Origin of the sequence: Thermococcus radiotolerans (assembly GCF_002214565.1) — an archaeon.
Classification (GTDB): domain Archaea; phylum Methanobacteriota_B; class Thermococci; order Thermococcales; family Thermococcaceae; genus Thermococcus; species Thermococcus radiotolerans.
Map to the genome: position 1 here is coordinate 21,846 of NZ_CP015106.1, position 26,530 is coordinate 48,375.

Genomic DNA, 26,530 nt, shown 5'->3' on the forward strand with positions numbered 1-26,530 from the left:
CCTTCCCCCTGGCATCACTTTTCGTTTTCCGGAGCGAAGTGCGGAGAATCCTCGAATACTTTGCGGGAATTTACACAGTCTCGGGACTGTTCTGGGGGCTGATAATTGGACTCGCGATGCTCGGGGTAATTTACGCTGGCATTAAAATTTTGAGTGCTAAAAACGGTGAATAACGGTTTCCATAGTTTTCCCTCCACCTTCACACCGAGCGCAACGTTCTCCTTCAGCACCTCGACCCAGCCGTTCTCCCAGAGCTCCCTTACCTTCGGCTCCCCTTCCCCGGGAATCTCGACCACAACGGCCTTTTCATCGAGCTCGCCCCCAACGAGGAGTCTATCACCGGCGGGCAACAGCGAGGTGGCGCTTCCCTCGCCAAGCTCGATTCTCCGCTCACCGGCCTGGATCCAGAAGTTTTTCCCCTGGTAGCCCGCCAGCACGAGCTTTCCGTTCCAGTGGCAGGCGGTTAAAGCGATTCCCTCTGCGAGGATTTCCTCATGGGAGGGCTCACCCTCTTTACCGAACTCGAAGGCCCTGACCGTCCAGCTTCCCTCTTTGACGCTCCCGATGAGCTTTAGACCGTTCTTGGATTGGATCAGGGCGGTGAAAACCCCATCCTCCCAGCTCCCGAAGTCCCTCAGCCAAAGGAGCTCCCCCTCGGGGGAAACCTTTCCGATGAGGAATCCCTTGTCGCCTGGCCTTCCAGTTTCTCCTGCAATGAAGAACCCATCCCCTGCGGGGAGGATTGAATAGACCGCCCCGTTGTTTCTAACGTTGAGCTTCAGCTCCCAGAGGACGTTTAGCCCCTCGTCAAGCCTCGCTAAATAGGCCTTCCAGCCCTCGCCGCCATCGGGCGTTGCAACCCCTTCAACCGCTCCGCCGATGATGTAGCCATCGTCGAGTTCCGCTATACTGTGGCCTTCCCAGTCGTTCTTTCCCGCCAGGAAGTGAATCTCAACGATGTCCTCCCCATCAATCCTCGCAAGCATGATCCTGTAGTTCTTTCCATCGTGGGCGCTTCCAACAACCAGGTCCCTAGTTATGGCAACTGGAACAGTCTCAACGCCGAAGGAGTGGGTTCTCATTGGTGCCACCCTAAACTCTTATGTTCTCCATTCTTTGGTTGACACCTTCTTTTAAAGAGTTGGTTTCGGAGGACACGCTTCCAAAACCTTATAATTCCGTGGGGGAATCCACCTTCATGAACAATCGCCTGAAGGCCGCCTTCCTGCTTGTACTCCTTGCCAACGTCCTGAAGAAATCGCCGGTTTACCTCCTACTGTACTTCTTGGCGTTTGCCCTCTTCTCGCGGAGGGAATGGAAGAGCCTGCCCGTGCTCGTGGGGCTTGCTATCTCCCTCGGATTTCTCGCTGAACTCATTGGAACGCGGCTCTGCCTTCCCTTCGGCTGCTACGAGTACGTAAACCTCCAGCCCCAGCTCTTCGGTGTCGCCCTCTTCGTGCCCCTAGCCTGGGCGATTTTTGGCTCCGTCGCCTATCTGGCGGCGAGTTTCTTATTTCCTGGTAAGGTCAGCCGGCTTCTATTCGCCTCCCTACTCATGATGGTCTTTGACCTCGCCATAGACCCGTTGATGACGTCTTGGAACGCCTGGGTGTGGAAGACCTCAACGTCCATAAACTGGTTCGGAATTCCCTGGACGAACTACCTCGGCTGGTTTCTCGTCTCGCTCCTCATATTCTACCTCTACGAGCGGCTTTCAAGCCCTTCAATATGCTCGTGCCTCAAGAGGTTCGGGCCAGCTATATACCTCCTCGAAACTTTCACCTTTGCCCTGTACGCTCCGGCGAGCGTGAAAACGCCCACGCTAATTGCGCTGGCACTGTCGTTCCTTTTGCTCGTTCCACTGACGGTAGGGAGGCTGAGGAATGAGGGTCGCTTTGGTTCCAATGGGGGTTGAGGTGGGGAACTTCGAGGCCAACTGGAGGGAATTCGAGCGGAGGTTCAGTGAGGCCATGGATCATGGCCCGGACTTCGTTGCCTTCCCGGAATACTGCCTGACGGGTTTCGCCGAATGGGACTTCAGCGGAGCGGAGCTTTACGGCGAAATTGTGGAGAGGGTGAGCGGGCTTGCTAGGAAGGCGGGCGTTTACATCGTATTCGGCCTTTTGGAGCCCTACAAGAACTGTGTCTACAACTCCGCCCTGCTGATCGGTCGGAACGGTGAGGTTCTGCTGAAGCACCGCAAGTTCCAAGAGCCGATGAGGTTCTGCACCGGCAACACCGTGAAGACGGCAAGAACCGAGTTCGGGAAGGTTGCGATAATCATATGCGGCGACCTGTACAACAAGAGGATAGCGAAGTGGATTCGGAGGAAAAGACCGGACTTCATCTTCGTACCAATGGAGTACTCCCCGGATTACGGAGAGCCCAGCGAAGAAGACATCGCGGCGATGGCAGAGCGAGTACGGCTCCTCGGCGCTAAAACCTTCGTCGTAAACAGCCACCCGCCCGGCGGAGCGTGGTTCTTCGACTCCGATGGGAAGCTTCTGGCGTCATCGGAGGGGAAGGAGATTCTGGTTGTAGAGGTCTGAGCTCCGAAACCCTTAAGCCCAGCCCTACCAAAGATTATCCGGTGGTTCCATGGAGCTCTACGATGTTTCCGAATTCTGGAAGTTTGACCTCCGCGTCGGCCTCGTGAGAAAGGCCGGGAAGCTTAGGCGCACTAAAAAGCTGATAAAGCTCGACGTTGACTTTGGAACCGAGCGGAGGACGATAATAACGGGCATAGCCGACCAGTACAGTCCGGAAGAGCTCGAAGGGAGAAAGTTCATCTTCGTCCTCAACCTGAAGCCGAAGGAGTTCTCCGGTGTGAAGAGCGAGGGCATGCTTATAGTGGCGGAAATCGAGGACGGGAGGGTTTACCTCCTGCCCGTTCCGGAGGAGGTTCCAGCGGGGACGAAGGTGTGGTAGCATGTGGCGCTCGGCCAAGTTCATAGACGATAACGTTGCCTTCTCGAGGATGCCGGCGAGGAGTGAAATAGACGAAGCTGCCGAAACGTTCGATGCGGTGGTTGTGCTCGTTGAGGAGTTTGAGCTTCCCTACAGCCTAAGCGAATGGCAGAAACGGGGCGTTGAGGTCCTTCACAGTCCCATTCGGGATTTTTCGGCCCCTGCTCTTGATCAGCTCCTCAAAATCCTCCGCTGGATTGAGGCGAGGGTTGCAGAGGGCAAGAAGGTTCTGATTCACTGCATGGGCGGCCTCGGGAGGAGCGGAACGGTTGCCGTTGCCTGGGTGATGTACTCCAAGGGTCTTCCTCTCAGGGAAGCCCTGAGAAGGGTTCGCAGGGTACGGCCCGGTGCGGTTGAGGTGGAGGAGCAGATGGGTGTTCTGAAGGAGCTGGAAAGACTCCTCAGAAGCCGTTGAAGCTCACCACCTCTTCGAGCCTTCTCCTCTCGTACTTCGGTTTGGGGTCTGCTGGATAACCGACGGGCAGAATCGTCTGGAGCTTGTAGTCCTTTGGTGCGTTTAACAGCTCCTCGATCGGTTTCGGATTCGGAGGGGTGTAGGTTACCGTTCCGAGGCCGAGCTCCTCAAGTGCAAGGAGAAGGTAGCCGACCGCTATCCACGTTGATTGGAGCCAGTACGGGGCCTTTGTGTGTCCAAACACGAGGATCAGATACGGGGCCTCGCTGAGGAAGGGCTTCTCGGGCTTAAAGCCCCTGGCGTTCAGCCACGCCATCAGGTCACCCTTGGTTCTGGAGTAGAACTTCTCCTCTTCGCCCTCGCAGAGCTCCCTTATCTTCCCCTTCAGCCAGTCGTCGTCGATGATTACGAACTTCCAGGGCTGGGCGTTCATACCGCTCGGCGCTTCCTTTGCTGCCTTGATGGCCTTCATTAAATCTTCCTTTGGCGGTCTCTCCGGGAGAAACCCCCTCACGGTCTTTCTCCGCTTCGCCAGCTCAAGAACGCGCATGGCATCACCGGTTCCCTTTGGGCGGAAACGGATAAAAACGTTTAGACGTAGAACACCATGCCGTCGTAGGCTACCAGGACTTTGTTTCTCCACCGTCTCCTCACGTACTCCGTCAGCTTTAGGAAGGGCAGGTTCTTATGGGAGATGTGGCTGAGGACGGTCCTCTCAGCGAGCTCGAGTCCAATCTCCGCAGCCTCATCGACGTTGTTGTGATAGGGGTCGTCCGTCCCCGGTGGATATGTCGCGTCAACTATCGCCAGCCTGAGGGGTGAGTTCCTCCTCAGGAAGTCCTCCGTTGATTCCGGCAGGCCCTTGGTGTCGTAGATGAGTGCCACTCTCTTTCCGTCCTCCTCGATGAGATATCCGAGGGTCTCGACCTGGTGGTTTAGCCGGAAGGCGGTGATTTTAAGGGTGTCGAGTTCAACGGTGTCCCCGGGTTTTATCGTTCTCGGCTGAAGGTTCTTGGGCTCGCGGAGAATTAGAGCATCGGCGTGTCCCTCCGGCGCGTAGAGCGGCGTTTCTAAGGCCATCCATCTGAGCTTGTAGAGGCCGTAGATGTGGTCGTGGTGCCAGTGGGTGAGGAAAATTGCCTCCAGCGGAACGTTCAGGAAGTCCCTTATGTCGGTTCCAACGTCGAAGAGAACGGCTTTTCCAGTTTCGGTTATGATGGCCAGCGTTGAAGGCCTCCTCTGGGCGAAGCCGAACTTCCTCGCCTCGCTGCATGTCGGGCAGGTGCAGAGGTGCGCCGGAATTCCCTCGCTCCCACCGGTGCCGATGAAGTAGACTATCAAACCCACCACCTATTTCATGGCTGTGAAATAGTTCCCTTATAAGGATTGCCACCAACTCCTGAACATGAAGTTCATAGCGGACATGATGCTCGGCCGACTCGCGAGGTGGCTCCGGCTGTACGGCTACGACACGCTCTACGGCATTGAAGATGACGATGAGATACTCCGGGTTGCCCTGGCTGAGAACCGGGTTCTCCTGACCAGGGACTCGGGCCTTGCGAAGAGGGCGGAGAAGTTCGGGGTTGAATCAATCCTGCTGAACTCGAACTCCCTTGAGGGGCAGGTCGAGGAACTCAGGCGTTTTGGTGTGGAATTCAGGGAGCTTTTTCCGGCGAACGCCCGCTGTCCCAAGTGCAACGGCCCAATAAGGCGTGCCTCAAAAGAGGAAGTCAGGGGGAAGGTTCCCGAGAGCGTCTATAAAAAATACGATGAGTTCTACGTCTGCGAGAACTGCGGTCAAATCTACTGGCCGGGAAGGCAGTGGAGGGAGATGCTGAAAATAGACCGGAAATTAAGAAAAGAAGGCTAGTGAAGCGGATGGTGGCAGGCAACGAAGTGGTTGTGGCCTATCTCCACCAGCTCCGGCTCGTGGGCTATGCAGACCTCGCTCGAGAACGGACATCTTGGATGGAAGCGGCATCCCTTCGGCGGGTTGGCGGCGTTGGGTACTTCTCCGGTTATCTTGAGCTTCTTCTCCTTCTTCCTACGCGCTATCGATGGAACCGCCTGGATGAGGGCCATCGTGTACGGGTGGGCGGGGTTCTTCAGGACCTCCTCGGTCGGGCCGATCTCGACTATCTTGCCGAGGTACATCACCGCTATCCTGTCCGCTATGAGCTTGCCGACCGCTATGTCATGGGTTATGAAGAGCTGGCTGAGGTTGTACTCCTCCCTGAAGGACTCGAGAAGTTCGAGGATCGAGGCGCGCATGGAGACGTCTATCATCGAGACCGCTTCGTCCGCCACCACGAACTCCGGCTTCAGGACCATCGCCCTGGCTATCACGACGCGCTGCCTCTGACCGCCGCTCAGATGGTGGGGATAGCGGTCGTAGAACTCATCTTCCGGGGTCAGGCCGACGCGCTTCAGCATTCTGAGGGCTATCTCCTTCGCCTCCTCCTTCTCGGCTATTCCGTGGACGAGGAGCGGATGGGCTATCGCATCGCCGATCTTCATCCTGGGGCTTAGGCTGGCGTAGGGGTCCTGGAAGATTATCTGCATCCTCCGCCTGAAGGGCCTCATCTCCTCGCGGGAGAGCTCCGTTATATCCGTCCCGTCGAAGATTATCTTGCCGTCCGTGGGCTCTATGAGCCTCAAAACGGTCCTTCCGGCGGTCGTTTTACCGCAGCCGCTCTCGCCGATGAGCGCCAGAACCTCCCCCCTGTCTATCTCGAAACTGATGCCGTCGACGGCCTTGACGTAGCGCGGCGGCTCCTTCCTGAGAACCTCCAGGATGTTTCGCCTGACCGGGAAGTACTTCTTCAGGTTCTCAACGCGAAGCAGTGGTTCGCTCATTTCCCTGCACCCCCGTAGAGATGGCAGGCCACGAAGTGACCCTTCTCGTACTCTATCATCTCGGGCTCGACCGCGTCGCAGAGGTCCTTAAGCGTCGAGCGCTCCTTGAAAACCGGGCACCTCGGGTGGAACCGGCAGCCCGGAGGCGGGCTCCTCAGGTCGGGTGGGTATCCAGGAATCGCCCTGACCTCGCTCTCCTTCCAGAGGTCCGGAACCGCCTCGATGAGCGCCTTCGTGTACGGATGGAGCGGGTTCTCGACTATCTGCTCAACGGTTCCGAACTCGACGAGCTTCCCCGCGTACATGACGGCTATCTTGTCGCTCCTCTCGGCTGCAAGTGAGATGTCGTGGGTAACAAAGTAGATGCTCGTTCCCTCGGCCTTGAGGGCGTCTATGAGGTCCATTATGGAGTCCTGTACGATAACGTCCAGAGCGGTCGTCGGTTCGTCCGCTATGAGGAGCTTCGGGTTGAAGGCCATCGCCATCGCTATGCTTATCCTCTGCCTCTGGCCGCCGCTGAGCTGGTGGGGGTAGTAGTCGAGCCTGTCGGGCGGGAGGTTGACCTTCTCGAGGAGCTCCTTCGCCCTCTCCCTTGCCTCATCCTCCGGGACGCCGTGGACGGTCATGACCTCGACCATCTGGTCGCCGACTTTCCTGAGGGGGTCGAGGCTGGTCATTGGGTCCTGGAATATCATGCTGATGTCCTTTCCGCGGATCTTCCTAAGTTCCTCCTTGCCTATCTTCAGCAGATCCTTTCCCTCGAAGATGACCTCGCCCGAGACTATCTTCCCCGGCGACGGGACGATGTTCATTATCGCGTGAGCGACCGTGGATTTTCCGCTTCCGCTCTCCCCAACGAAGGTGACCCACTCTCCCCTGTCAATGTTGAACGTCACGTTCTCGGCCCCTTTGACGACCCCAGCGAGGGTGTAGTAGTAGATGCTAAGGTTTTTGACTTCCAGCAGCATTCACATCACCTCGTTCCAAGGGAGAGCCTCTCGCTGAGGGCCTCTCCTATCAGCGCGAAGGCCATGGCCAGGAGCATTATCATTATTCCCGGGAAGAAGACCAGCCACCAGTAGCCGTCGAGCAGGAACGGCTGGCCGACGCGCAGGTCGTATCCCCAGTCGGGCGTCGGCGGCGTTACAGACAGTCCCAGGAAGCTCAGGCCGGCCTCCGTTAGTATGGCATCCGCGACGCTGAGGGTGAAGACTACCAGTATGGTTGGTGCGAGGTTGGGCAGGATGTACTTGAACATGACCTCCTTGTCCCTCGCGCCTATCGCGTGGGCCGCCTCAACGAAGAGCTGGCCGGTGAAGCTGAGGGTCTGCCCGCGAACCATCCTGAAGTAGGTCGGCACGTAGACGAAGCTTATCGCTATGGCCGTGTTTATCGGACTCGGGCCCAGAACCACCGCGATGACCATCGCGAGGATCAGAGCGGGGAACGCGTAGATGCTGTCCATTATCACGCTCAGCGTTCTGTCGATTTTTCCACCGTGGTAGCCGGAGAGCAGTCCGAGGGGAATTCCTATCGCCATCGAGAGCAGCGTCGCTATGAATACGACGTAGAGGACGACCCTTGAGCCCCAGACTATCCTCGAGAACATGTCCTGGCCGAGCCTGTTGGTCCCCATGAGGTGGTCCGGGCTCGGTGGGGCGAAGACGTCGTCGCTACTCTGAGTCGGGTCGTAGGGCGCTATCCAGGGGGCGAAGATCGCCATTATGACCACGATGAGGACGATGATTATGCCGAAGATGAGCATGCCCCTACCGGGCTTCTTCCCGAAGACGAACTCGGTAAGTTTTCCTGCTATCTCCATCTTGACCACCTCAGTACTTCACCCTCGGGTCGAGCAGTGCGTAGACTATGTCCACTATGAGGCTGATGATGCCGACGAAGAAGGCGAAGAATATCACCGCACCCTGGATGGCGTTGTAGTCGCGGTAGTCTATCCTGTCCACAAGGAACGTTCCCATTCCCGGCCAGCTGAAGGTCGTCTCGGTAAGAACCGCACCGCCGAGGAGTATGGCGAACTGGAGTCCCATGAGGGTAACGACGGGTATGAAGGCGTTCTTCAGCGCGTACCACATAACCTTTCTGTTGGCAACACCCCTGGCGTAGTAGGCCCTTATGAAGTCCTGGCTGAGGACGTCAACCATGTTGTTCCTCACCAGCCTCGTGTACGCCCCGCTGAGGACGATTCCGAGGGTGAGCGCCGGCAGAATCAGATGCCTCACCGAGCTCACCAGCGCGTCCCAGTTTCCGGTGATGATGCTGTCCAGGACGTAGAGGCCGGTTACCGTGTGGAGGTTGACCCCCGGGTCGAGCCTGCCCGAGGTGGGCAGCCAGTGGAGGTGGATGCCGAAGAGGTACTGGAGCATCATGCCGAACCAGGGTATGAAGAGCGTGTAGGCGATTATGCTGTAGACCCTCATGGCAGTGTCGGTCTTCGTCCCCTTCCTGGTGGCCCCTATCACCCCGGTAAGGAGGCCCAAGAGCACGCTGACGGTAAAGGCCCAGAGGGCGAGCTCAAGCGTCGCCGGGAAGCGCTGGGCTATGTAGTCCCACACGGGCTTCCCCATTGGAAAAGCCAGCGTAACCCCGAAATCACCGTGGAGGACGCCCTTGAGGTAGTCGAAGTACTGGACGTAGAGGGGCTTGTCGAGCCCGGCCATCTGCATGAGGTGCTCCAGCTGCTCCGGGGGAATGTTCTTCGTCCCCACGACTGCCATAACGGGGTTTCCGGGGAGGATTCTCAGGAAGAAGAACACGAGGGTGTAGAGAATGAGAATCGTCGGAATTATCATGAGCGCCCTGATTATTATGTACTGACCGAGTCCCCTGGCCACGTTATCACCCCTTCGTTAATTGAGACAAAAAGGAGTAAAAGAAGGAAATCACTCCTTGTAGAGGGTCGAGTAGCGGAATATCATGTCCGGCCCTATGGTTACTCCCTTGACGTTCTTCTGGGTCACCACGAAGAGCTTGCCCTGTATCAGCGGGATGTAGGGAACGTCCTGGGCGAGTATGTCCTGGACCTGCTCGTAGAGCTTCGTCCTCTCGTTCTGGTCGCTGAGCCTCTGGGCCTGGCTCAGGAGGTCGTCCATCGTCGGGTTGGAGTAGCCGGTTCCGGCCCAGCTGTTGGCGGTGCTCTTGAGGAACGGGGTGGTGTAGTCGTCCGGGTCAAGGTAGTCCGGGTACCAGCCGAGCAGGTAGACCTGCATCTGGCCGTTCCTGGCGTAGTCGGTGTAGGTTCCCCATTCGGCGCTCTTGATGGTGACCTTTATCATTCCGGTCTTCTCCCACTGCTCCTTGAGTATCTGGGCAAGGTCAGCCTCGGTGTCGCCGTAGTGGGTCGGCGTGTACCAGAGCTGTATCTCCAGCGGGTTGCTCTCGGAGTAACCGGCCTCGCTGAGGAGGGCCTTGGCCTTCTCTATGTTGCCGTCGCCGTAGGCGGTCTTGAAGACGTCCTTGTGGCTCCACATTCCGTTCGGAACCAGGCTGTAGAGGGGCTCTACCGTCCCCATGAAGACCTTCTGGGCTATCTCCGGCCTGTCAACGGCCGCCGCGAGCGCCTGCCTGACCTTGACGTTGCTCGTCGGGTCGTTCTTGGTGTTGAGGCAGATGTAGCGGATGAATCCGCCCGGAACCTCTATGACGTTGAAGTTTCCGTCCTTCTTCAGGCTGTCTATGTCGCTGGGCCTGAGCGTCCTCCAGGCGATGTCTATCTCGCCGTTCTGGAGGGCGAGGCGCATTGTCGAGGCGTCGCGGTAGAACTTGATGATTATCTTCTCGGTCTTGGGCTTCTCGCCGTAGTAGTTCGGGTTGGCCTCGAGGACGAGCTCCTCATCCCGCACCCACTTGGTTATCTTGTATGGGCCCGCACCGCCGGCGGTCTGGTCGCTCTGTATCTGGTCTGGGGCGTAGTCGGGGTGGACCGGGAAGTACGGCGGGGTCGTGAGGAGGGCCAGGAAGTATGCGGTTGGCTGCTTGAGGTAGAAGACAACCGTGTAGTCGTCCTTCGCTTCAACCTTGTCCACGAAGTCAGTGACGAGCCAGGACGGGTCGCCCTGGATAGTCATTACCCTCTCGATGCTCCTGACGACGTCCTTCGCGGTTAAGGGAGTTCCGTCCGCGAATTTAAGGTCCTTCCTGAGGTAGAAGGTCCAAACGGTCGAATCCTCGTTGACCTCCCAGTTCTCGGCTAAAGCTGGCTCGATTTCCAGCGTTCCCGGCTTGTACTTCACCAGACCCTCCATGACGTTGTTGAGAACCTCCCAGGTGTAGAAGTCGTAGGCGTTCGCCGGGTCGAGGTCCGTTACCTTGTCAGTGACTCCAATAACTATCGTCGTTGGTTTTTCTTCGCCGCCACCGCCGCTTATACAGCCGCTGGCCACGACCGAAAAAACAACCAAAAACACCAGAGCCAATGTCGCGTACTGCCGTCGCATAAGGTGTCACCGATGGATATTTACGGGCATCTATGGATTTAAACCTTTCGTAGTGCTCATTATCGAACCGACGGAGTTCGAACTTGATGGGAGGCAAAAGTTGATATATGCCCTACCCGATCTTCCTCCATGGACTGGGAAGAATGGAAGCCCTTCTATCTCCGCATCGTTCGGGACATGGGGTACTCGATTGAGGCTGATAGAAGGGCCGCTAGAATCCTCAGGGCGCTCCTCCTCGAGGGGGACGAGTACATCCTGCGGGACGAGCTGGCGACCGTCGTCGGGAGAAAGGCATACGTCTTCGGCTGCGGGCCCAGCCTGGAGGATGCCCTCCGGAAGTTTGATTTCTCAGATGGGACGTTGATAGCCGCCGATGGGGCAACCTCCGCACTCCTGGAACACGATATGGTGCCGGACATCATCGTCTCCGACCTTGACGGTAGGATTCCCGACCTGAAGCTGGCGAACGACCGGGGAGCGTTTATGGCAGTTCACGCCCATGGGGACAACGTGGATAAACTGACCGCCTACGTGCCTCTCTTCTCGAGGGTCCTGGGGACGACCCAGACGGAACCGCTGGACATCGTCTACAACTTCGGCGGCTTTACCGACGGCGACAGGGCCGCTTTTCTGGCCGAGGAACTGGGCGCGAGGGAGATAGTTCTGGTCGGCTTCGACTTCGGTGAGACCGTGGGGAGGTGGAGCAAGCCTGGCTTAAGGGAGCACGCCCCGATATGGGAGAGCAAGAGGAAGAAGTTCGAGTTCGCGAAGGAACTGCTGGAATGGCTGGAGAAGAATGGAGAGGCGAGGATTGATTATCTGACCCTTTGAAACGGCAACTATCGGTCAGAACCCTGCCACAAAGACCTTCCAGGGGTAAAACGCCACCCTTTCGCTTATCTCGTATCTCTCACCCAGCACGATTCCCCTCTCTGCCCCCAGGCGTTCCATGCTTCTCTCCACCTGGTCCTTCCGAAGCTTGCCGAGACCGACCTCGACGACAACCCTTTCCCCGTTCAGCTCAAGGACGAAGTCCGCTCCGCCCCTGCCGGGCTCGTAGCACAGCCTGCCGTTTCCCGATTTTGAGAGGAGGAACAGGTAGAATGCCACGACGTCTTCGAGCAGAGAAGCGAAGACCTCCTTTCTGTTGAGGTTGAAGCCCGAGCTGAAGAGCAGGGCCGACTTGATCGGAACCGCGAGGAACTTGATTTTGGGGCTTTTCCGGATGGCCTTCGCGGGAGAACCGCAGGGTGGAATCCTCTGCACGAGGCCGGCCTTCTCCAAAGCATCGACCAGCTTCATAACGGTCCCCTTGGCCAGCCCGAGGGTTTTTGACAGCCTCTCGTAGCTGAAGCGCTCACCCTTCGGGGTCGCGAGAAGGTGGAGCAGGTCGAAGGCTCGGTCGAGCGTTTCGGCGTCGAACTCGTGAACCTCCCGCAGGTCGCGGTAGACAACGCGGTCGAGCATCGCCGTCAATCGTTCGTAAACCTCCCATTCTTCCATTTCGAGGGCGAGCGGCATCGCGCCGGTCCTGACGTAGGTCTCGACGTCCGCCATCACAGGGGGCATCGGGATTTCTTCCCCTCTCATGATTCTCCCCATGAGTTCCGGCAGTTCCCGGCCCGTTTTGAGGTGGTGGTACTCCTGGAAGGTCATCGGAAAGAGCTCCCTGTGAAGGGCCCTCCTCGCGAGATCCGGGCTTTCCCTGAGCTTTATCGCTGAAGAGCCTGTTGCTATTATGAAGAACCTACGTTCGTCGTGGAGGAGCTTGATCTTCAAATCCCAATCCTTCTCGTACTGAACCTCGTCGAGGAGGAGCACCGCCTTCTCGGGCCTTACCAGTCGCTTGTACGCCTCAACCACCTCCAGCAGCTCTAGGCCGAGGGCCCTCAGCCGGTCGAGGGAGAGGTAGAGAACCCCGTTGGGGTCGACCTTTTTCAAGGCTTCAAAGTACAGCTGGGCGAGCAGGGTCGTTTTTCCAACTCCCCTGATTCCGAGCAGGAGGATTGTGTCGGGGTTTCCACCCTTCAGGTACCTCCCAACCTTCGAGGACAGCCAGCCATAGAGGTGTCTCTTATGGGGCTTGTTGTATGGAGTGAGAAGGGAGGGAGTGTTCGTTAGGTGCTCCACGATTAGGTCATCTGGTTGAACCATAACACCACCACTTTAGTCATTATATTGAACCAACTTATAAACGTTTGTTCCCACAGGTGGGCGATTATCGAGAATTCAAAAGTAGAACATAGAAAGCGGAAGTTTATTAGACTAGGTCCTTGAGCTTCTTGACCTTTCCGGCTTTTATCTCGACGTAGCCGGCCCTCTTGAGGAAGCGGAGGACCTCCTCGACGGCCTTTGGAGAGTAGTTGATGACCAGGGTTCCCTTCTCGGTGGGTATTGAGATGGGTGAGGCCCTCACGAATCCCTTGACCAGCTCCTCCTCCGGAACCTTCTCGTTGCCGAGGGACTTGAGTATCTCCCCTGAGAGAATCGAGCGGCCTATCAGTGCGAAGTAGACCTTGAGGAGGTAGTCCTCGGGGAAGTAGCGCGATGCGATTTTTCCGAGGGTGTTTATCTTGGCTATGTCCAGCTCGAGTATCTCGAACTCGTACTCCATGGTGAGGTCTGCGAAGGCGAACTGCTTGGCTATTCTCTCGGCGCTCTCGGGGCTGTGGACGAGGTTGAAGGGGAACTTGAACTCGAAGCGGAGCTTCGTGACGTCAACGCCTTCCCTCAGCTTGATGACGCCGTCGCTGTAGTCTATGGCGCCGTTCCTCGTGAGCTGGTCGAGGAGTTCAGCCACCCATGGGCCCTCCTGGAGGAGGGTCTCGAACCTCTCGCCGACCTTGATGTGCTCCAGTATGTGGTTGAGGCTCTCCTTGAACGAAACGAAGCCCTCCCTGAGGGCCTCCCTGTCGGCCCCCTCTATGACGTCTATCTGCGCGCTTATCTCCTCAAGGGTTCCCTCGAGCAGGTACCCAACGAACGCCTCGTATCCGAGTCTCTCATGAAGCTCGAACTTGATGCCTTCCCTTCTCAGGTCTTCGAAAAACGATTTCTTTACGGATTCACTCTTCGTGACGAACCTCATTCTATCACCGAACCGGAAACGGTTAAAAGCCTTATAGGTTTTTGGTTTCTGGAGGTGAGCGCATGGGCGAGAAGCAGTACCTGCTCGACAAGACCCTTGAGACCTGGAAGGGGAAGAGGGTTGCGATAGCGGTTAGCAACGAGCACTCCTTCACCGGAATCCTGGAGGATTTCGATGAGGAGGTCATACTCCTGAGGGACGTTGTGGACATAGCCGGGAACAAGGCCAAGGCCCTAGTGGTGAAGATAGACGACCTCAACTGGATAATGCTCCTGTGAGGGATCGGAATGAGGGGCATCGCCTTCGTTGGCTTCAAGAAGAGCGGGAAAACGACGACTGTTGAGGCCGTCGCGAGGGTCCTCAAGGAGAGAGGCTACCGCGTTGCGGTGGCCAAGAGCATGCACGCCGACTTCGACAGGGAAGGGAGCGATACGTGGCGCTTCTCAAAGGTCGCCGATGCCGTCCTGGTAAGGGCGAACGATACAGATGCCCTCCTCTTCAACGCCAAGGACATCAACGCGCTGTTCTCGATGGTTTCCGCCGATTTCCTCCTGCTCGAGGGATTCAAATCGATTCAGCACGTTCCCAAGGTAATATGCGCGAGGAACGAGGAGGACGTGAGGGAGCTCAACGACGGCCTTGCCATAGCGGTGAGCGGCGTTATAGCCTCTGCCGGCGGGGATGAGGTTGAGGGCCTTCCCGTCATAGACGCCACCAAGGAGCCGGAGAGGCTCGCGGATTTGGTGGAGAAGAGGGCATTCATGCTCCCCAACATAGACTGCGGCCTCTGCGGCTTTGAGTGCGCCGAGATGGCGAGGATGATAGTGAGGGGCGAGAAGACGACCAAGGACTGTGTGGTTCTCAGTCAGAAGCCGAAGGTGGCCGTTAGAATAGACGGCCAGGTTCTTCCTATGAAGGACTGGGTGCAGGAGCTGGTTGAGAAGACGATAAAGGGAATGCTCTCGGCGATGAAGGGCTACCGCGAGGGGAGAAGGATAGAGATCGTGATTAGGGACGATTGAAGTCAGACGACCTCAACCCCTACCTCCCGAATTTTGTCCTTTTCCAGCACAAAGGCCCCGTAGTTTCCCTTCTCGTCGACTACCAGCCAGACGACCGGCCAGAGCCTCATGCCCTTCAAGTCCCCGCCGCTCGGCCTCGGCGGGCACTTCAGGTGGGAATGGAAGATGCCGACAACCTCAAGGCCCCGTTCCTCGGCTAGGTCTATGGCCTCCACCATCTCGACCGGCTCCATCTCGAAGGCGGTGGCTGAGTTCAGCCTGTTGGGGACGAAGCGGACTTCCTCGACTTCAATCCGCTCCCCGTTCCTGCGGCCGAAGAGCATGCTGCATATTTCAATCCGCGAATTTTCCGCCGCTTTGATAATCCGCTTTAAATCTTCCCGGCGAATAACCATCATCATGTCAAGAAATTTCCCGTTAACCTTATAAGTTTTGGAGCGCCGAGAGGTCTTTGCCGGTGATACAATGAAATGGGCCCTTACACTCCACGGTGGGGAAAACCACGGCGAAACCATGATCCTTCACGCCGACAGCGCTGATGAAGCTAGGAGGATGGCGATAAGGGAAATGAAGCGGAAGGACGCAAGGGTCTTCGAGCTGGAGAAGATCGAGTGATTCTTCTTCCCCAAATTATTCTTTCCGGCACTCCCTGCGGCGGAGCGACACTTGTGGCTATCGCGACGATGATGCACACCAACGTATATTTTAGTCTGGACTGCTATGTGCGTTAATGTCGAAATCTGTGCAACAATGTTTTTAAATCCTTCCAATTTTTTCTATCACTCGCAGTGATATACTGGGGTGATGGCATGCTCGTGAGAATCGTCTACTACATGAACAACACCCTCCCCAGGGAGAGGATAGTCGTCACCAACGACATAAAGAAGGCTGAGAGGATAGCGCGGGAAGAAATGGAAAAGCTCCGCGCGAGGGGCTACGAGCTCGAGTGGGTGGCCTGAGCTACGCCCTCCCAATATTGGGCGGACCGACCGTCTGCTCAAGCCCGTAGATTATCAGGATGAGACCCATCCACGTCGCCGCGAAGTACGCGGTTATCGTGGCGAAGTGGAGCGGTATGGCGACCAGGAGCATGAGCCCGCCCGTCTTCAGCATCTCCGCCCCGGTGTTGTCGGACATCCGTGAGAGGGCGCGATAGAGGAAGTAGAGGCTCAAGAACTGCAGGACAAGAAAGACCACGTGGACGGTGTTCAGCACCGCGGGGCTCGCTTCCACTGGGGTTATTCCAAGGGTTTTGCTCCATCCGGAGATTCCAAGGGGCACCTTCGCCCCGTAGAGGAGGAGTGACGCGATGAAAACGATGAGCGACCTTTTGATGGCCTCCCTGTACTCCGGGAGCTCCCCCATGAGGAGCCAGAGGCCTACGACAGCCAGCGGATAGATGTACATCATCAGAATCAGCGTGAGTGCGAAAAGAACCTCAAGCCTTCTAACGTTCATGGGACCACCGTAGAAGAGTCGGCTTCAAAGTTAAAAGATTGGGGGAAGTTCATCCCCTCGCCCCGCGCGAACATTCGTTCGCTGGATCATGCTCCGCGGGACTGCTTGAACTGCTCCTGAATCTTCCTGTAGTACTCCATGGTCTCCTCGCCCACGCTCGGGCCTATCTTCTTCATGGCCTCCTCGAAGTCCTTCATCGTTACCTTGACCTTCTGCCTTATCTCGTCGGCCTTCATGCCGGGCCTGATGATGCCCTCCTGCAGTCCCCTGCGCATGGCCAGCATCGCGGCCTCCCTGACCACCGCCTCGATGTCCGCTCCGGTGTATCCTTCCGTCTTCTTCGCCAGCTCTTCGAGCTCGACGTCCTCCGCGAGCGGCACGTTCCTGGTGTGCACCTTGAATATCTCCAGTCTGGCCTTCTCGTCCGGCGCCGGAACTAGTATGAGTCTGTCGAACCTGCCCGGTCTAAGCAGGGCCGGGTCTATGATGTCCGGCCTGTTCGTTGCGGCAATGACGACCACTCCGCTGTTCTCCTGGATTCCGTCCATCTCCGTGAGCAGCTGGTTGATGAGTCTGTCGGTTACGCGGTTGACGTCGGTTCCCCTGCGCGGGGCGATTGCATCAATCTCGTCTATGAATATCACCGTCGGAGCCGCCTGCCTAGCCTTCCTGAATATCTCCCTGATGTTCTTCTCGCTCTCGCCGACCCACTTGCTGAGTACCTCGGGTCCCTTGATGGCTATGAAGTTCGCCTCGCTCTCGTTCGCCACGGCCTTGGCCAGGAGAGTCTTACCCGTTCCGGGCGGACCGTAGAGGAGTATTCCCTTCGGCGGGGTAATTCCGAGTCCCATGAAGGCCTCCGGGTACTTGAGCGGCCACTCGACGGCCTCGCGGAGTTCCTCCTTCACGTTCTCAAGGCCACCTATGTCCTCCCAGTGGACGTTCGGAACCTCCAGGAGCACCTCTCTGAGGGCTGACGGCTCGACCATCTTGAGGGCCTCGTAGAAGTCCTTCCTGGTGACCTTGAGCTCCTCAAGGACTTCCTTGGGTATGTGCTCTGCCTCGAAGTCTATCTTGCCCTCCTTGATGAGCCTCCTCAGGGCGGCCATGGCTGCCTCTCTCGCGAGTGCGGCTAAGTCGGCACCGACGAATCCGTGGGTGACCTCGGCCAGCTCCTCGAGGAGTCCATCGATAAGCCTGGCCTTGACCTCGTCGTAGAGCTTCTCGTCTATGCTCCTGAGTATCTCCGGAATCTCCTCATCATTCGCGTTCTTAACCTTCATCAGGGCCCTCTCGGCGCTCTCGCGGTAGGCGTCGTTCCTCTCCAGCTCCTCGAGTATCTCGATGACCCTGCCCCTCCTGAACTCGGGCTCGATGGGCATTCCCCTGGTGTGTATCTGAAGTATCTCCTTCCTGCCCTTCTTGTCGGGAACGCCGACCTCGAGCTCGCGGTCGAACCTTCCTGGCCTCCTGAGGGCCGGGTCTATGGCGTCCGGTCTGTTGGTTGCGCCTATGACTATGACCTTTCCGCGGCTCTTGAGGCCGTCCATCAGCGTGAGCAGCTGGCTGACTACGCGCTTCTCGACCTCGCCGTGGGTCTCCTCCCTCTTCGGGGCGATGGCGTCGATCTCGTCGATGAAGATTATCGCCGGCGCGTTCTCTTCAGCTTCTTTGAAGACCTCCCTGAGACGCTCCTCGCTCTCGCCGTAGTACTTGCTCATTATCTCGGGGCCGTTTATCGCAATGAAGTGAGCGTTCGCCTCGTTCGCTACTGCCTTTGCGAGGAGTGTCTTACCCGTTCCGGGCGGACCGTAGAGCAGGACACCCTTAGGCGGCTCGATGCCGAGCTTCTCGAATATCTCCGGGTGCTTGAGCGGGAGCTCAATCATCTCCCTGACCTTCTGGATGACATCCTTGAGGCCGCCGATGTCCTCATAGGTCACTCCTAGCGCGGCAGTCTTGGAGACCTCCTTGACTGGCTTCTCGCTGACCATGAACTCGGTGAACTCGGTTATCTGGACTATTCCAGCCGGGGTCGTCGCGGTGACCACAAAGGTGAGCTCCTGGCCGAGGATGCCGACCTTGATGTAGTCTCCCCTGACGACGGGCCTTCCGACGAGCCTGCTGTGGAACCACTCAACGAAGTCGTGGCCGAAGCGTATGGGTTCGGTCGGGGCCACTATGACCTTCTTCGCCTCCTTGACCTCGGCCTTTCTCACCGTAACCTCGTCACCGAGGCCGACACCGGAGTTTTTCCTTATGGTTCCGTCCATTCTGATGATGCCCAGCCCTTCGTCCTCCGGATAAGCCGGCCAGACAACGGCAGCGGTGTTCTTGGTTCCGATTATCTCGATGATATCACCGCTCTGGACTCCAATATCGCGCATTGACTTGCGGTCTATTCTTACTATTCCCCTCCCAACGTCCCTCTGGTAGGCAGAGGCGACCTTGAGCTTAACTTCCCTCTTTTCGGTCATCTTTCATCACCTCCAAACTTTTCATGACCGATGATCGTGAGATTCAATGTTTTTATTTTACCTGGGGTAGGAGGGCGGAGCAAAATGGGAAACAACGAAAGGTCACTCAATCTTGACTTCGAAGCCCTCTCCCTCCTCCTTCCTGGGGGCCTTCTTGGGTATCTCTATCTCGAGGACGCCGTTGTTGTAGCGGGCCTTGGTCTTCTCCGGGATGACCTCCTCGGGGAGCCTGATGACCCTCCTGTAACCGCTGTAGTAGCGCTCGATCTTTATCGCTCCCTCGGTCTCAAGCTCCTTCTCGCGCTTCACCTGGGCCTCGAGGTAGACGGTGTCCTCGGTAACGCGGAGCTTGATGTCCTCCTTGCGTACTCCAGGCAGTTCAACCGTTATGACGAACCTGTCACCGCGGTCGAAGATGTCCACGAAGGGCTCGCGCCAGGTCTCACCCACGAACTCGTAGCGCTCTGGCTCTCTGGTGCTCCAAAGCCTCGGTCCGCGCATGATGTCCCTGAAGATGGCGTCGATCTCCTCCTGAATCTCCCTCATCAGGTCGAAGGGGTCCCAGTAGCGGTCCCTCCTCCAGACCATGCTCTCACCCCCTCAACCTTTTGGTTACCACTAGTAACTAAAAGCTCAAGGTTTATAAAGTTTTTCGTCTTTTAATGTGCATCGGTGACTAAAATCGGAGAATGGGAAAGATCAAAGGTTGCTCAGCATGCGGACGAGCGGGTAGTAAACATCATCAAAGCTCTCGTTTCCCCGGAGGGGGTACACGAACGTCACTTCCTTTCCTTCAACCCTGATCTCCACTTCCCTGGACTCGTTCACCAAGACTAGCTCCGTAACCTCGAGCATATCGCTGACTATCCGACCCCTCCCGAGAAGAGAACCCCTGCTGATTCCGTTATTCAAAACCTCCTCAAGCCGGGGTCTCAGTCCGGCTACCCATTTCGGACGAAACCTTCGTCTGGTTAAAGTCTCCATCCGCTCACCCCCGGAGGTGAAAGAAGGGGAAAGGGCGCTTGGCTACCACCCCCTCTGGCTTGTTGGCACATCCGACCTGTTTTTCGGGGCGGGATTCGGGCACTGCCGCGTGATGCTATCGTTGGATAACGGGTTCCACCATGGCTATGGGACTTTGAAAAATATTAGTTTTTCGCCCGAATTTTTGGAAGATTCGTTCAGTTTTCATGTTTCTACACGAAAAAGTTTGAGTTTTTGCTCCCGTCGGAATCAGGTTTTTGTCATCATGCCCGCCGGCTCCAGGACGGAATTCTGAGATACTGCCCGAGCATCGTAGCCGAGTCCCCGGAGAATCCTTGCGAACTCCTCGGCGAAGCCGTAAACCGTGAAAACCCTCTCCGGCTTTATCCTCTCCACGATCCTCATCAGCTCCCAGAAGTCGGCGTGGTTGCTGAGTTTAAGCCTTCCAAAACCGGAAACCGTCAGCTCCCAGGGCGAGAGGGAGTTCTCAGCCCGGGGCGAGCGGTAGGAACGCAGGACGACCTCGCCATCGGTCGAGATGTTGCCGAAGGAGAGGCCGAACTTCGAATAAACGCGCGCCACCTTGACCATCTTCCTCGATGCTTTGACGGTGTAGCCGTGAAGGTCGAGTATCTTCATGACCTCCTGGGCTTTCCCCATCTGGTTGACGTAGAGAACAGGCCTCTTGCCCCTCTCCAGCGCCTCCTCGACGAAGGCGATTAGCTTTTTCTCGGCCTCCCTCGGTGTGGGAAACGTGAAGTGCGGAACGCCGAAGGTGGCCTCGATGACCAGGAAGTCCGCCCTCGGGAAGCGGCTCTTCTCGGCTGTTCTGAGCTTGAACCACTTGGTGTCGCCGGTGTAGAACAGCGTCCCGTTTTCGAGCCACAGCTTTATCCCTGCCGAGCCGAGCATGTGGCCGGCCGGGTAGAGCTTCGCCTTGAAATCGCCGAGGTAGAAGGTCTTTCCGAACTCGATTTCCCTGTAGAAGCCGCCCTTTCGGAGGTGGCTGAGGAACTTGGTTGCCCTGGTGGAGTGGATAACCTCGCCGCTGACGAAGTGGTCGGTGTGGGCGTGGCTCTGGAAGGCGAAGCGAGCCGAGCTGTCGAGGCCGACGTTATCTATTATCATTACTTGAATATAAGCCCCCGAAACCCTTATTTAGCTTCGTTTCGATATTCCTCTGGGTGTTGAGATGTCCACTTACATCATCGAGACCGAGAAGCTCACCAAGTTCTTCGGCAGGATGAACGTTGTGTATCATCTCAACCTTAAGGTTCCCAAAGGGGCAGTCTACGGTTTTCTCGGCCCCAACGGCGCCGGGAAGACCACCACGATAAAGATGCTTACAGGGGCTCTGAAGCCGACCTACGGCGAGATAAGGATTTTTGGCCTCGATATGCCTGGTGAAAGGGTTGAAATAATGCGGAAGGTCGGCTACATGCCTGAAAAGCCCCTTGCCTATGAGGACATGACTATCTTCGAGTTCCTGACCTATATGGGCCGCCTCATGGGCCTTCCCAAGGAAGAGGCAATAAAGCAGGCGAGGGAGCTGATGGCCTACACAGGAGTTGGAAAGCTGGCCTTCAACAGGATAAGGGAGCTCTCAAGCGGCCAGAGGCAGAGAGTTACCTTTGCCATGGCCCTCCTCGGAAACCCCGAGCTTCTGATCCTCGACGAGCCTACGAGCAACCTCGACCCCCTCGGGAGAATGGAGTTCATCGGCAAGGTTCTGGAGCTGGCCAGGGCCGGAAAGACCATCTTCATAAGCTCGCACATAGTCAGCGAGATAGAGAGGATGTGCAACCACGTTGGTCTGATCAAGGACGGCCAGCTCATCGAACAGGGGCGCGTTAGGGATCTGGTGAACGTGGAAGGAACGGATTACGACATCCTTGTCTCAGACAACGCAAAGCTCCTGGAGTTTCTGAAGGATAAGGTCTACGTCAGGGAAGCCTGGGAAGAGGAGGGAATCCTCAGGGTGAAGCTCGACGAGAGGTTCGCGGAGCGGTTCTTCGTTGAGCTGCCCGCCTTTCTGGCCGAGGAGGGACTTGCCCTCAAGCTCTTCAAGTCCCATACGAGCCCGCTGGAGAGAATCCTGATGAAGCGCTTCAACGTGGGGTGGAAGGAATGAGCGATGAAGGCGTGAAGCCCTTCCAGAGCGCACTCTGGGTGGTCTTTGAGAGCGAGTTCCGGAGGTTGGTTCGCTCAAGGAAGCTCAAGGTTCTCTTCCTCGTCACGTTCTTTCCCGCGTTCATCTACCTCCTCAGCCCGAATGCCTCAGGAACCGGTGTTGATGCCATGCTCAAGGCGTTTCAGGCTCTCATGCTCGACCTGGTCCCCAACTACTGGCTCGGCATAATCGGCCAGCTCATCGCGATAATCCTCATGAGCGACCTCCTCGCGGGCGAGATAGACAAGGGAACTATAAGGGTGCTGCTTGCGAGGCCGGTGAGACTCAGCGTGGTTGTCGCAGCCAAGTTCCTCGCGGGACTCGGTGCCCTCGCGGTTCTCTTTGGGGTTCCCTACACCGTCATCTGGCTCTACAACCCGGTCGTTTACGGCACCGGCGCGGACGGTCTCTGGAAGGGCCTGCCCGACTTTCTCCTTGCACTGGGGGCAACGCTCCTAGTTCTGGCCGCCCTCGGGGCACTGGCCATGGTGATTTCAGTCATCATAACGCGCCCGCTCTACGCCTCGCTGGCTACCTTCGGGATAGTCTTTCTCCTCCAGTTCCTCCTGCCCCAGATTCCCTATGTTAAAAACCCGGAGCGCTACACCCTCGGCTATCAGACGGTGGTTCTGCTGAAGGCCGGGTTCGATAAGGTTGACCTGAGTGCCTTCGTCGGGAACTCCGCCTACACCGCCGTCTTCTTCGGCGTCGTTGGGGCTCTCTTCCTGGCCGCTGCCTGGGCGGTTCTAGTAAGCCGCGACTTCCCCGATTGATGGATAATTTATCCAACGTCAAGCTCTACCTTTAGGTATGTAAAAGCTTTTTATAGGCCGACGCCCAAATAGGGGCAGGTGGTAGGCATGACTTTCGATAAGGAGAAGCTCGCGAAGATTAGGGAGGAGGAAAAGCGCTGGGACGAAACGACCGTTAAAAAGTTCATCGAGAAGAGGCCCGAGAGAAAGGAAAAGTTCATGACCGATGACGGTTTTGAGATAAAGCGCGTTTACACCCCCGCCGACCTAGGCGAGGAATGGGATTACCTCGAAAAGCTCGGCTTCCCCGGTGAGTACCCGTTCACCCGCGGCGTCTACGCCACCATGTACCGCGGCCGCTTCTGGACCATGAGGCAGTACGCCGGTTTCGGAACCGCTGAAGAATCCAACAGGCGCTACAAGTACCTCCTCGAGCAGGGACAGACCGGTCTGAGCGTCGCCTTCGACCTGCCGACCCAGATAGGCTACGACTCCGACCACCCGATGAGCGAGGGTGAAGTTGGAAAGGTCGGTGTCGCCATCGACTCCCTCTGGGACATGCGCGTCCTCTTCGACGGAATCCCGCTCGACAAGGTTTCGACGAGCATGACCATCAACTCGACCGCCGCTAATCTCCTCGCCATGTATATCCTCGTTGCCGAGGAGCAGGGCGTTGCCCAGAACCAGCTCCGCGGAACGGTTCAGAACGACATTCTGAAGGAGTACATAGCCAGGGGAACCTACATCTTCCCGCCGCAGCCGAGCATGAGGCTCACGACCGACATCATCATGTACTGTGCCGAGAACGTCCCCAAGTGGAACCCGATCTCGATAAGCGGCTATCACATCCGCGAGGCCGGAGCCAACGCGGTCCAGGAGGTCGCGTTCACCCTCGCCGACGGTATAGAGTACGTCAAGGCTGTCATAGACAGGGGCATGGACGTTGACAAGTTCGCTGGAAGGCTGAGCTTCTTCTTCAACGCCCACAACAACTTCCTTGAGGAGATAGCCAAGTTCAGGGCCGCCAGAAGGCTCTGGGCCTACATAATGAAGGAGTGGTTCAACGCCAAGAACCCGCGCTCGATGCTCCTGCGCTTCCACACTCAGACCGCTGGCTCAACGCTCACTGCCCAGCAGCCTGAGAACAACATAGTCCGCGTTGCAATTCAGGCCCTCGCGGCCGTCCTCGGTGGAACCCAGAGCCTGCACACCAACTCCTACGATGAGGCTCTGAGCCTTCCGACGGAGAAGAGCGTCAGAATTGCCCTCAGGACCCAGCAGATAATCGCCTACGAGAGCGGCGTCGTTGACACGATAGACCCGCTTGGAGGCAGCTACTACATCGAATGGCTCACCGACCACATCTACGAGGAGGCCCTCAAGTACATCGAGAAGATTCAGAAGATGGGCGGCATGATGAGGGCCATCGAGAGGGGCTACATCCAGAAGGAGATAGCGGAGTCAGCCTATAAGTACCAGAGGGAAGTCGAGGAGAAGAAGCGCATCATCGTCGGCGTCAACGAGTTCGTGGTTGATGAGCCGCTCGACGTCGAGATACTCAAGGTCGACCCGAGCATCCGGGAGAAGCAGATTGAGAGGCTCAAGAAGCTCCGCTCTGAGAGGGACAGCAAGAAGGTCGAGGAGGCCCTCGATAAGCTCAGGAAGGCGGCAGAAACCGAGGACGAGAACCTCATGCCCTACATCATCGAGGCCCACAGACACCTCGCGACCCTCGGAGAGGTCACCGACGTTCTCCGCGAGGTCTGGGGCGAGTACAGGGCCCCCCTGATATTCTGACGCATCGTTTCATTTCCTCTCTATTTCCAAAACGTTTTTAATTCCATGCCGTAGTTAAACCGGTGGTGGCATGAGAATCCCTCGTTTCCTTGTCATTCTGCTCCTCATCGGTGCCGTTCTCACCCAGCATGTTATTGCCGAACCTGCACCGGAATATCGGTTTCCGGGCCATCCGGTCATGATGCGCCTCAGCGTCGCCAGCAACGGAAGTTTTGCCCTCATTGGAGTCACGGTGTCGGAGTACGGAAAACTGCCTGGCCATATGTGTCCAATAGACTCCCCCGACACTTACATCGGCTGCCGCGAGCTCTCCGGAAGGGAATACTTCCTCTTCGAAGTCCGTGACGGAGTGAGGTACGTTAACCTCACGGACTCGCTGGCAGGGTTCAACTTCACCGCCCTTTCAGTTGCTCCCATCTGGAGGAAGTGGTTCCTCATCGGTACCCGCCACATTTCTCCCTGCGAGTTCGACGTCTGCACCAACGTAAGCTACACCGTCATGGAGTACCTCCCGGATGAGGAACGGATTGGGAGGCCCGTTCGTCTTTCTCAAATTAACTCGGACGTTCTCTTCAACCTGCCCGGTGCCATGGCTGTGGGCGGAACAATCTCCAATGGCTCATTGGTCTTCTCCTTCCCCTACGCCAACGAAACTTACTCCGTTCCGGTTGAGGCATTTGAGAAGTACCTCCGCCTTCTGAACTTCAGCGACTCCAGCGGCCTGAATGCGGAGAGCCTGCTGAAGCTCTTCCGGGCGGTTCCATTTCGCGGGGGAATCATCCTCTACCTTCCAAGCTACGGGCTTGAGGCATACACTCCTGAGCTATACTTCCTCAGGGAATACTTTCTTATCGGGAATGAATCCAGCGTTTACTTCCCCCACATGTGGGTTGGGCACTCCGGTTTCGTCTGTTCCCCCAATAACGCCAGTGCGACGCCCTTGACGGGACAGCTCTTCCCGCCTTTGCTGTACTACCACAACGGAAAGCTCAGCCCCCTTCTGAACCTCTCGGCTGAGACCTATGTCCGGACCTCCGACGGTTCAGGTGGGGCGTTTACCTGTGCCCAGCCAGTTCTGAAGCTTCCAAACGGAACCCTCGCCCGGGTTGGGGGAAACTCTTCCGTTCCCGAGCTGGAACTTTCCCCCGGTGAAGGCAGGGTCTATATCTCCATCGTCCGCACCGTACCCCATTACTCCCCCGGGAACTTCACTTTCGTGAACCTCTGCGTTAACAGAGAGGAAATCCTTCATGCCAGGCTTGGCGAGTCATCGGTGTCCTTCCTCCAGACACCGTTCCCGGGGCTGTTCCTCAACGTCAACGGCTCGTGGGTGTACGGGAGGCTGAGCGATAGAGGATTTAGAAACTTCTGCGTCTATTACTGGGGACCAGCTTTCAACGAAACCTTCGTCTATGACCCCGTTGGGAGAATGCTCCATCCCGTTGAAGTGAGCACGTTGGGGCGTGATTCCTCCAATGAGTTCCATGCGTGGAAGGCCAACCGGAGCGCCGTTAGTTTCATAACGCCCTCCCTCGACATCTTCAGTATCCCTCTGGAAAACCTCTCCCGGTGTGTTCCCTCTTCAAAAACTGCGTCAATGCTCCACGGGGTTAAAGTGGGGGAGGGGATACTCTTTTATTACCCATTCTACGTTACGGGAATCGCGCTTGAAGGGCACGGCTGGGCAACCGTCTGGGGCGACTACTCCTCAAACGCCCCCACCACACTCGACGGTACCTGCCTGGCATTCTACTACTCAGACGGCAGAATAACCTCCGCTCTGAAGGCTGAAACTGCCGTTGTAACGGTGCCAGTCGGGAACTGGAGCGTTAAACTCGTCGTTCCGTATATTGATACGGGCAACGCCCTCAACGTCTCCATGGAGCCCCCGGAGGAAAGCACGCCCGCTCAGACCACGCCGGGGGGAGAGGGTTCGGGCGTTTGCGGTCCGGCCGCGATAATCGGGTTCTCGGTAATCCCCCTCATCCTGAGGAGAAAACGCCGGGGATAGCTCCGGGTGGAAAACCTTAAAACCCCACGAAAAAGCTTAAAAAAGGATAGCCAAAGCATCAACAGGCATCATGATAATC

General features: G+C 57.1%; 30 protein-coding genes. 14 read left to right on the forward strand and 16 right to left on the reverse strand.

The features are described from left to right. Positions 1-14: 14 nt before the first annotated feature. Positions 15-1,082 carry a hypothetical protein gene (locus A3L10_RS00155; protein WP_232460988.1) on the reverse strand — a complete coding sequence of 356 codons (1,068 nt, stop codon included), beginning with the start codon at positions 1,080-1,082 and terminating at the stop codon, positions 15-17. Between the two features lie 116 nt (positions 1,083-1,198). Here A3L10_RS00155 and A3L10_RS00160 point away from each other — a divergent pair, with 116 nt between their 5' ends. The 4 genes from A3L10_RS00160 to A3L10_RS00175 are packed head-to-tail and all read left to right on the forward strand — an operon-like array spanning position 1,199 to position 3,382. Next, a complete protein-coding gene (locus A3L10_RS00160; protein ID WP_088865852.1) occupies positions 1,199-1,915 on the forward strand; it encodes a carotenoid biosynthesis protein in 717 nt (238 codons plus the stop codon). Then, positions 1,884-2,549, forward strand: coding sequence for a carbon-nitrogen hydrolase family protein (locus tag A3L10_RS00165; RefSeq protein WP_088865853.1), 666 nt, complete (start codon positions 1,884-1,886; stop codon positions 2,547-2,549). The genes A3L10_RS00160 and A3L10_RS00165 overlap by 32 nt, the downstream gene beginning before the upstream one ends. 49 nt (positions 2,550-2,598) lie before the next feature. Then, the gene (locus A3L10_RS00170) at positions 2,599-2,928 is read left to right on the forward strand and encodes a methionine--tRNA ligase subunit beta (protein WP_088865854.1); all 330 of its coding nucleotides are present in this window, start codon (positions 2,599-2,601) and stop codon (positions 2,926-2,928) included. Position 2,929: 1 nt separating this feature from the next. Then, on the forward strand, positions 2,930-3,382 hold the full coding sequence (locus A3L10_RS00175; RefSeq protein ID WP_088865855.1) for a protein-tyrosine phosphatase family protein: 453 nt from the start codon (positions 2,930-2,932) through the stop codon (positions 3,380-3,382). Here A3L10_RS00175 and A3L10_RS00180 read toward each other — a convergent pair. Further along, positions 3,369-3,932: a nitroreductase family protein gene (locus A3L10_RS00180; protein ID WP_088865856.1), complete on the reverse strand. Its 564-nt coding sequence runs from the start codon at positions 3,930-3,932 to the stop codon at positions 3,369-3,371. The genes A3L10_RS00175 and A3L10_RS00180 overlap by 14 nt on opposite strands. Positions 3,933-3,973: 41 nt before the next feature. Then, positions 3,974-4,723: an MBL fold metallo-hydrolase gene (locus tag A3L10_RS00185; RefSeq protein ID WP_088865857.1), complete on the reverse strand. Its 750-nt coding sequence runs from the start codon at positions 4,721-4,723 to the stop codon at positions 3,974-3,976. Positions 4,724-4,787: 64 nt separating this feature from the next. Here A3L10_RS00185 and A3L10_RS00190 point away from each other — a divergent pair, with 64 nt between their 5' ends. Further along, positions 4,788-5,252 carry a Mut7-C RNAse domain-containing protein gene (locus tag A3L10_RS00190; RefSeq protein WP_088865858.1) on the forward strand — a complete coding sequence of 155 codons (465 nt, stop codon included), beginning with the start codon at positions 4,788-4,790 and terminating at the stop codon, positions 5,250-5,252. On the opposite strand, the gene A3L10_RS00195 is transcribed toward A3L10_RS00190, so the two are convergent. From A3L10_RS00195 to A3L10_RS00215, 5 genes are read right to left on the reverse strand one after another with little or no spacing between them, the layout of a single operon-like run. Continuing rightward, positions 5,249-6,238: an ABC transporter ATP-binding protein gene (locus tag A3L10_RS00195; protein ID WP_088865859.1), complete on the reverse strand. Its 990-nt coding sequence runs from the start codon at positions 6,236-6,238 to the stop codon at positions 5,249-5,251. The two genes, A3L10_RS00190 and A3L10_RS00195, sit on opposite strands and share 4 nt — an antisense overlap. Continuing rightward, positions 6,235-7,206 (reverse strand): ABC transporter ATP-binding protein, encoded by a 972-nt coding sequence (locus A3L10_RS00200; RefSeq protein WP_088865860.1) that lies wholly within the window; start codon positions 7,204-7,206, stop codon positions 6,235-6,237. The genes A3L10_RS00195 and A3L10_RS00200 overlap by 4 nt, the downstream gene beginning before the upstream one ends. A gap of 5 nt (positions 7,207-7,211) precedes the next feature. Then, the gene (locus A3L10_RS00205; RefSeq protein WP_088865861.1) at positions 7,212-8,060 is read right to left on the reverse strand and encodes an ABC transporter permease; all 849 of its coding nucleotides are present in this window, start codon (positions 8,058-8,060) and stop codon (positions 7,212-7,214) included. Positions 8,061-8,070: 10 nt separating this feature from the next. Next, complete coding sequence (locus tag A3L10_RS00210) at positions 8,071-9,090, reverse strand: ABC transporter permease (RefSeq protein ID WP_198362075.1); 1,020 nt, start codon at positions 9,088-9,090, stop codon at positions 8,071-8,073. Between the two features lie 48 nt (positions 9,091-9,138). Next, positions 9,139-10,692, reverse strand: coding sequence for an ABC transporter substrate-binding protein (locus A3L10_RS00215; protein ID WP_088865862.1), 1,554 nt, complete (start codon positions 10,690-10,692; stop codon positions 9,139-9,141). Between the two features lie 129 nt (positions 10,693-10,821). Here A3L10_RS00215 and A3L10_RS00220 point away from each other — a divergent pair, with 129 nt between their 5' ends. Beyond that, positions 10,822-11,523, forward strand: a complete 702-nt coding sequence (locus tag A3L10_RS00220; RefSeq protein WP_088865863.1) for a 6-hydroxymethylpterin diphosphokinase MptE-like protein — start codon at positions 10,822-10,824, stop codon at positions 11,521-11,523. A gap of 15 nt (positions 11,524-11,538) precedes the next feature. Here the strand turns inward: A3L10_RS00220 and A3L10_RS00225 are convergent, their stop codons facing one another. Both A3L10_RS00225 and A3L10_RS00230 read right to left on the reverse strand, forming a co-directional pair. Continuing rightward, positions 11,539-12,846, reverse strand: coding sequence for an ATP-binding protein (locus tag A3L10_RS00225; protein WP_088865864.1), 1,308 nt, complete (start codon positions 12,844-12,846; stop codon positions 11,539-11,541). 106 nt (positions 12,847-12,952) lie between these two features. Continuing rightward, positions 12,953-13,780 carry a hypothetical protein gene (locus tag A3L10_RS00230; protein ID WP_088865865.1) on the reverse strand — a complete coding sequence of 276 codons (828 nt, stop codon included), beginning with the start codon at positions 13,778-13,780 and terminating at the stop codon, positions 12,953-12,955. Between the two features lie 62 nt (positions 13,781-13,842). On the opposite strand from A3L10_RS00230, the gene A3L10_RS00235 reads away from it, so the two are divergent. Further along, the gene (locus tag A3L10_RS00235; RefSeq protein ID WP_088180804.1) at positions 13,843-14,058 is read left to right on the forward strand and encodes an LSm family protein; all 216 of its coding nucleotides are present in this window, start codon (positions 13,843-13,845) and stop codon (positions 14,056-14,058) included. A gap of 9 nt (positions 14,059-14,067) precedes the next feature. Beyond that, positions 14,068-14,802, forward strand: coding sequence for a molybdopterin-guanine dinucleotide biosynthesis protein B (mobB, locus tag A3L10_RS00240; RefSeq protein WP_088865866.1), 735 nt, complete (start codon positions 14,068-14,070; stop codon positions 14,800-14,802). 2 nt (positions 14,803-14,804) lie between these two features. Here mobB and A3L10_RS00245 read toward each other — a convergent pair whose 3' ends face one another. Continuing rightward, the gene (locus A3L10_RS00245; RefSeq protein WP_088865867.1) at positions 14,805-15,203 is read right to left on the reverse strand and encodes a M67 family metallopeptidase; all 399 of its coding nucleotides are present in this window, start codon (positions 15,201-15,203) and stop codon (positions 14,805-14,807) included. Between the two features lie 64 nt (positions 15,204-15,267). Between A3L10_RS00245 and A3L10_RS10310 the strand changes: the two genes are divergently transcribed. Beyond that, a complete protein-coding gene (locus A3L10_RS10310) occupies positions 15,268-15,417 on the forward strand; it encodes a hypothetical protein (protein ID WP_014013562.1) in 150 nt (49 codons plus the stop codon). Positions 15,418-15,590: 173 nt separating this feature from the next. Beyond that, positions 15,591-15,761 (forward strand): hypothetical protein, encoded by a 171-nt coding sequence (locus A3L10_RS10260; protein ID WP_157726841.1) that lies wholly within the window; start codon positions 15,591-15,593, stop codon positions 15,759-15,761. A 1-nt stretch (position 15,762) separates the two neighbouring features. Here the strand turns inward: A3L10_RS10260 and A3L10_RS00250 are convergent, their stop codons facing one another. The 5 genes from A3L10_RS00250 to A3L10_RS00270 all read right to left on the reverse strand — a co-directional run bounded on the left by A3L10_RS00250 (position 15,763) and on the right by A3L10_RS00270 (position 20,849). Continuing rightward, positions 15,763-16,260, reverse strand: a complete 498-nt coding sequence (locus A3L10_RS00250) for a transposase (protein ID WP_088865868.1) — start codon at positions 16,258-16,260, stop codon at positions 15,763-15,765. An 86-nt stretch (positions 16,261-16,346) separates the two neighbouring features. Further along, positions 16,347-18,737: a CDC48 family AAA ATPase gene (locus tag A3L10_RS00255; protein ID WP_088865869.1), complete on the reverse strand. Its 2,391-nt coding sequence runs from the start codon at positions 18,735-18,737 to the stop codon at positions 16,347-16,349. 102 nt (positions 18,738-18,839) lie between these two features. Beyond that, positions 18,840-19,325 (reverse strand): Hsp20/alpha crystallin family protein, encoded by a 486-nt coding sequence (locus A3L10_RS00260; RefSeq protein WP_088865870.1) that lies wholly within the window; start codon positions 19,323-19,325, stop codon positions 18,840-18,842. A 111-nt stretch (positions 19,326-19,436) separates the two neighbouring features. Further along, entirely contained in the window at positions 19,437-19,592 is a 156-nt protein-coding gene (locus A3L10_RS10265) for a hypothetical protein (RefSeq protein ID WP_157726843.1), read from the reverse strand. Between the two features lie 378 nt (positions 19,593-19,970). After that, the gene (locus tag A3L10_RS00270; RefSeq protein WP_088865872.1) at positions 19,971-20,849 is read right to left on the reverse strand and encodes an MBL fold metallo-hydrolase; all 879 of its coding nucleotides are present in this window, start codon (positions 20,847-20,849) and stop codon (positions 19,971-19,973) included. Positions 20,850-20,913: 64 nt separating this feature from the next. On the opposite strand from A3L10_RS00270, the gene A3L10_RS00275 reads away from it, so the two are divergent. The 4 genes from A3L10_RS00275 (at position 20,914) to A3L10_RS00290 (ending at position 26,451) form a co-directional block, all read left to right on the forward strand. Beyond that, positions 20,914-21,852 (forward strand): ABC transporter ATP-binding protein, encoded by a 939-nt coding sequence (locus A3L10_RS00275; protein ID WP_088865873.1) that lies wholly within the window; start codon positions 20,914-20,916, stop codon positions 21,850-21,852. Then, complete coding sequence (locus A3L10_RS00280) at positions 21,849-22,664, forward strand: ABC transporter permease (protein WP_088865874.1); 816 nt, start codon at positions 21,849-21,851, stop codon at positions 22,662-22,664. The genes A3L10_RS00275 and A3L10_RS00280 overlap by 4 nt, the downstream gene beginning before the upstream one ends. An 87-nt stretch (positions 22,665-22,751) precedes the next feature. After that, entirely contained in the window at positions 22,752-24,440 is a 1,689-nt protein-coding gene (locus A3L10_RS00285; RefSeq protein ID WP_088865875.1) for an acyl-CoA mutase large subunit family protein, read from the forward strand. A 70-nt stretch (positions 24,441-24,510) separates the two neighbouring features. After that, a complete protein-coding gene (locus tag A3L10_RS00290; protein ID WP_088865876.1) occupies positions 24,511-26,451 on the forward strand; it encodes a CGP-CTERM sorting domain-containing protein in 1,941 nt (646 codons plus the stop codon). The last annotated feature ends 79 nt before the right edge of the window (positions 26,452-26,530 follow it).

Excerpts from the sequence above, each read along its gene's own strand:
- A3L10_RS00155 (WP_232460988.1), bottom strand. The coding sequence starts at position 1,082 with ATGAGAACCCACTCCTTCGGCGTTGAGACTGTTCCAGTTGCCATAACT.
- A3L10_RS00160 (WP_088865852.1), top strand. The coding sequence starts at position 1,199 with ATGAACAATCGCCTGAAGGCCGCCTTCCTGCTTGTACTCCTTGCCAAC.
- A3L10_RS00165 (WP_088865853.1), top strand. The coding sequence starts at position 1,884 with ATGAGGGTCGCTTTGGTTCCAATGGGGGTTGAGGTGGGGAACTTCGAG.
- A3L10_RS00170 (WP_088865854.1), top strand. The coding sequence starts at position 2,599 with ATGGAGCTCTACGATGTTTCCGAATTCTGGAAGTTTGACCTCCGCGTC.
- A3L10_RS00175 (WP_088865855.1), top strand. The coding sequence starts at position 2,930 with ATGTGGCGCTCGGCCAAGTTCATAGACGATAACGTTGCCTTCTCGAGG.
- A3L10_RS00180 (WP_088865856.1), bottom strand. The coding sequence starts at position 3,932 with ATGCGCGTTCTTGAGCTGGCGAAGCGGAGAAAGACCGTGAGGGGGTTT.
- A3L10_RS00190 (WP_088865858.1), top strand. The coding sequence starts at position 4,788 with ATGAAGTTCATAGCGGACATGATGCTCGGCCGACTCGCGAGGTGGCTC.
- A3L10_RS00195 (WP_088865859.1), bottom strand. The coding sequence starts at position 6,238 with ATGAGCGAACCACTGCTTCGCGTTGAGAACCTGAAGAAGTACTTCCCG.
- A3L10_RS00200 (WP_088865860.1), bottom strand. The coding sequence starts at position 7,206 with ATGCTGCTGGAAGTCAAAAACCTTAGCATCTACTACTACACCCTCGCT.
- A3L10_RS00205 (WP_088865861.1), bottom strand. The coding sequence starts at position 8,060 with ATGGAGATAGCAGGAAAACTTACCGAGTTCGTCTTCGGGAAGAAGCCC.
- A3L10_RS00215 (WP_088865862.1), bottom strand. The coding sequence starts at position 10,692 with ATGCGACGGCAGTACGCGACATTGGCTCTGGTGTTTTTGGTTGTTTTT.
- A3L10_RS00220 (WP_088865863.1), top strand. The coding sequence starts at position 10,822 with ATGGACTGGGAAGAATGGAAGCCCTTCTATCTCCGCATCGTTCGGGAC.
- A3L10_RS00225 (WP_088865864.1), bottom strand. The coding sequence starts at position 12,846 with ATGGTTCAACCAGATGACCTAATCGTGGAGCACCTAACGAACACTCCC.
- A3L10_RS00230 (WP_088865865.1), bottom strand. The coding sequence starts at position 13,780 with ATGAGGTTCGTCACGAAGAGTGAATCCGTAAAGAAATCGTTTTTCGAA.
- A3L10_RS00235 (WP_088180804.1), top strand. The coding sequence starts at position 13,843 with ATGGGCGAGAAGCAGTACCTGCTCGACAAGACCCTTGAGACCTGGAAG.
- mobB (WP_088865866.1), top strand. The coding sequence starts at position 14,068 with ATGAGGGGCATCGCCTTCGTTGGCTTCAAGAAGAGCGGGAAAACGACG.
- A3L10_RS00245 (WP_088865867.1), bottom strand. The coding sequence starts at position 15,203 with ATGATGATGGTTATTCGCCGGGAAGATTTAAAGCGGATTATCAAAGCG.
- A3L10_RS10310 (WP_014013562.1), top strand. The coding sequence starts at position 15,268 with ATGAAATGGGCCCTTACACTCCACGGTGGGGAAAACCACGGCGAAACC.
- A3L10_RS00250 (WP_088865868.1), bottom strand. The coding sequence starts at position 16,260 with ATGAACGTTAGAAGGCTTGAGGTTCTTTTCGCACTCACGCTGATTCTG.
- A3L10_RS00255 (WP_088865869.1), bottom strand. The coding sequence starts at position 18,737 with ATGACCGAAAAGAGGGAAGTTAAGCTCAAGGTCGCCTCTGCCTACCAG.
- A3L10_RS00260 (WP_088865870.1), bottom strand. The coding sequence starts at position 19,325 with ATGGTCTGGAGGAGGGACCGCTACTGGGACCCCTTCGACCTGATGAGG.
- A3L10_RS10265 (WP_157726843.1), bottom strand. The coding sequence starts at position 19,592 with ATGCTCGAGGTTACGGAGCTAGTCTTGGTGAACGAGTCCAGGGAAGTG.
- A3L10_RS00270 (WP_088865872.1), bottom strand. The coding sequence starts at position 20,849 with ATGATAATAGATAACGTCGGCCTCGACAGCTCGGCTCGCTTCGCCTTC.
- A3L10_RS00275 (WP_088865873.1), top strand. The coding sequence starts at position 20,914 with ATGTCCACTTACATCATCGAGACCGAGAAGCTCACCAAGTTCTTCGGC.
- A3L10_RS00280 (WP_088865874.1), top strand. The coding sequence starts at position 21,849 with ATGAGCGATGAAGGCGTGAAGCCCTTCCAGAGCGCACTCTGGGTGGTC.
- A3L10_RS00285 (WP_088865875.1), top strand. The coding sequence starts at position 22,752 with ATGACTTTCGATAAGGAGAAGCTCGCGAAGATTAGGGAGGAGGAAAAG.
- A3L10_RS00290 (WP_088865876.1), top strand. The coding sequence starts at position 24,511 with ATGAGAATCCCTCGTTTCCTTGTCATTCTGCTCCTCATCGGTGCCGTT.